At 55.0% G+C, this 3,243-nt stretch carries 3 protein-coding genes; 1 reads left to right on the plus strand and 2 read right to left on the minus strand.

Annotated elements, in window-relative coordinates:
- Positions 1 to 183: 183 nt before the first annotated feature.
- Positions 184 to 834: a BON domain-containing protein gene (locus AAAC48_RS26785; RefSeq protein WP_340657111.1), complete on the minus strand. Its 651-nt coding sequence runs from the start codon at positions 832 to 834 to the stop codon at positions 184 to 186.
- 98 nt (positions 835 to 932) lie between these two features.
- Positions 933 to 1,769, minus strand: coding sequence for a universal stress protein (locus AAAC48_RS26790; RefSeq protein WP_340657112.1), 837 nt, complete (start codon positions 1,767 to 1,769; stop codon positions 933 to 935).
- A 205-nt stretch (positions 1,770 to 1,974) separates the two neighbouring features.
- Here AAAC48_RS26790 and AAAC48_RS26795 point away from each other — a divergent pair.
- Positions 1,975 to 3,243 (plus strand): AAA family ATPase (locus AAAC48_RS26795; protein ID WP_340657113.1); only part of this gene is annotated, 1,269 nt, incomplete at its 3' end.

The following is a 3,243-nucleotide window of genomic DNA, read 5'->3' on the forward strand; positions in this document are numbered from 1 at the left end:
CCCCAGATTGTCGCATATGGCATGCTCGGAATTTCACTCATATGAATACCGCCACAAAACAACGCGGCCACCGGCGGCAATGGTTCTCCGATTTTATGGAGAACCATTGCTTGCATTTCCATTCTCATGGCGGTTTCCATCATGAGTGCAACGCGTCTTCAAATTCCGCGTTCCCACGAACCATCATACAACGATGATGCGGTCGTCCACAATTTTCACTCCGGGCGCGGACCACGCGGCCCGCTCGACAGCGTTGCGTTCAGACCAGGCGTTGACACGCCCTTCGAGTTTGACTCGACCGAAACCATCAACGTCCACCGTGATGCTCTTGGCTTCAACCTCGGCTGCTCGTTTCAACGCATCCTCGATGCGCTTCTTGACGTCGAATGCAGTCGGTACCGGTATGACCTCTATGTTGTTGTTAACGTCAATCACACCGCTTAGGCCGCGCACGGCCTCGGCCGCAGCGTTCCTTTGATAGTTCCACTCGACCGTGCCGGTGAGCGTAACCACCGCGTCTTGCACTTTGACCAACACAGTCCCGTCAGGAATGACCGTGTTCCATCTGATCACGCTCAGTGCCCGCTTCGCAATCTCGTCGTCGGCGGCGCGATGTTCACCGCGCGGGCGCACCTCGATTTCCTGCGCGAGCCCGCGCACGCCTTTTACCCGGCAGACCACATCGGCTATCTTGTTCTTTTCTGCGAAGGTCGGAACGTGGCCCGTCAATGTAACGACCCCGCTTTCGGCGGCGACGCCGATATGAGCGGCATCGATGCTCGGTTCGAACTCAAGCTCGTCAATGATGCTTTGCCTTAGGATAGTATCGTCCATGATTGTGATCCCTTGTTTTCGAAGCAAGCGGGATCGCCGCTCCTTCCAACGATCAAGTATGGTCCTATGGCGGCGTTTCTGCATTGATGCGGATCAACTCAACGCGCCATGAGAATGGGAAATTTCGGAGCATCGATCATGGATTTTGTCACGCCGCCGAACACGCGTTCACGCAGACGGGAGTGGCCATAACCGCCCATAACGATCAGGTCAGCGGCGATGTCGACGGCGTGCTGATTGAGAACATCCGCGACCGGATTGCCGCCGCTCGGCAGCCGGTCCACAATTATCTTGACCCCATGGTGAGCCAGGTAAGCGCCAACGTCGGCTCCAGGTTCCGGTCCATTCATGGTTGTGCTGGTGTCCGGATCGACGAGCGTCACGTGAACGTCCTCAGCCTTGATAAGCATATCCAGCGCCTCCCGGGCCGCGCGGGCCGATTCCACCCGCGAATCCCACGCCAGGAGCACGTGCTTCGGTGTTAGCGTCAGTGTCGTTCCGGAAGGCGCAATCAGAATGGGCCTTCCGGACTCGAACAAAGCGCCCTCCAAAACCTTGGATTTCAGCTCTTCGGACTTCAGGACCTCGGGGCCGATAAAAATCAGATCAGTATAACGGGCGTGGCGACCGATCTCACCGGCTGCCCAGACAAACTCGGCATATTCACTGCTGATCGACGCGGAAATTCCGGCTTCATTCAAGAGCATGTTAATCTTGGCCGTTCTTTTTTCCAGCTGCTGAACGTCTTGTTGTCGCTCCTCGAGCCAAGCATCCGAGATTGTGGATGCGTAGTCACCGATGGGAGGCGGCGAAGCGAATGAGATGACAAGGACAGAAAGGTGCGCATTGTTTTCCGCACACAGATCAATGGCTGATTTGAGATCGTTGTCACCCACCTTCATTCCGACAACGCACATGATCGTTTTGAAGGACATCAGCTTTCTCCTGAATGCTGCTCCGCGCGAGAGCGAAGTTTCGGAACATTTGAAGGCTCAGAATATGCAATCCCACATACAAATGCCTTGATCCAGATCAACTCACACAAGTGTCGGCATGATAGGATTGCGCACAATTTCGGGCATTGAATGCATTAGCTTGATGCGCGAGTGCACAAGTGCGAATCGCTGGAAAGCCGACAAAATGTGCCATGATCAAAGCGAAACAATTGCGTTCTTGAGGCATGCCGAAAGTTACGGCCTGGACGGTACGGTCGAGGTGATGGAAACGCACATATCGCTTGTCTTCCTCATCGCGGACAGAGCATTCAAACTTAAGCGTGCCGTCAAATTTCCCTACGCCGATTTCTCCACGCCGGCATTGCGTCTTGCCTGTTGTCTGAAAGAGGTCGAGCTTAACAGCAAGACAGCACCCGAACTCTATCTCGGCGTTCGTCGAATTACCCGTGGTGCTAATGGAAAGCTGTGTTTTGATGCCACGAATGAAACGATCGATGCTGTCGTTGAAATGCAGCGGTTCTCTCAGGAACACCTGTTCGACAAAATGGCTGGAGCGGGCCAACTTACGCCGACGCTGATGGACACGACCGCTCGACAGATCGCGAAATTCCATCAAACGATTGCTCCTGTCCACGCCAACAGTGGTTCGTCCAATATTGAAGCCGTGCTCGACATCAACGAGCGTGGTTTTGCAACCAGTCACGTGTTTTCCGGGCCCGAAGTCCAGGCACTTTGCGATGCGTTCCGGACGGTACTGGAAGCGTATCGCAAACAGCTGGACTGCCGAGAGACTGCAGGGATGATCAGGCGCTGCCACGGAGATCTTCATCTGCGAAATATCTATCTTACCGAGGATGGACCCAGGCTTTTCGATTGCATCGAATTCAACGACCAGATTGCAACTGTCGATGTGCTCTATGATCTGGCATTCCTCTTGATGGACCTTTGGCATCGCGACCTGCGCGACAACGCGAATCTGGTCATGAACCGATATCTCGACATTGCGGGTGACGATGAGGGCATTGCAGTCCTTCCTTTCTTCATGGCGTTGCGTGCTGCTGTTCGCGCCCACGTCACAGCGAGTCAGGTCGAACTGGGCGCGCACAAGTCCACCAGCCTCCGACAAGAGGCCCGATCGTACTTCAATCTTGCGATTGCTCTGCTCGGGCCGCCCCCACCGCTTCTGATCGCGATCGGCGGGTTGAGCGGATCCGGAAAGTCAACCATCGCGGAGGCACTGGCCGCACATGTCGGATGCGCTCCGGGCGCGCGAATTTTTGAAAGCGACCGCATCCGCAAGGCTATGTTCGGTGTTACAGCAACTGAGAAACTTCCAAATGCGGCTTACCGACCGGAAATTTCTGACGTCGTTTACAAAACTCTGTGCGAAAAGGCAGGAGCCGCACTGACTTGCCGAGGATCTGTCATTGTCGATGCTGTCTTTGACAAGCCC

Source organism: Phyllobacterium sp. (genome assembly GCF_037994405.1).
GTDB lineage: Bacteria > Pseudomonadota > Alphaproteobacteria > Rhizobiales > Rhizobiaceae > Phyllobacterium.

Bases quoted from the DNA above. Each gene is read 5' to 3' on its own strand.
- AAAC48_RS26785 (WP_340657111.1), bottom strand. From the start codon at position 834: ATGGACGATACTATCCTAAGGCAAAGCATCATTGACGAGCTTGAGTTC.
- AAAC48_RS26790 (WP_340657112.1), bottom strand. From the start codon at position 1,769: ATGTCCTTCAAAACGATCATGTGCGTTGTCGGAATGAAGGTGGGTGAC.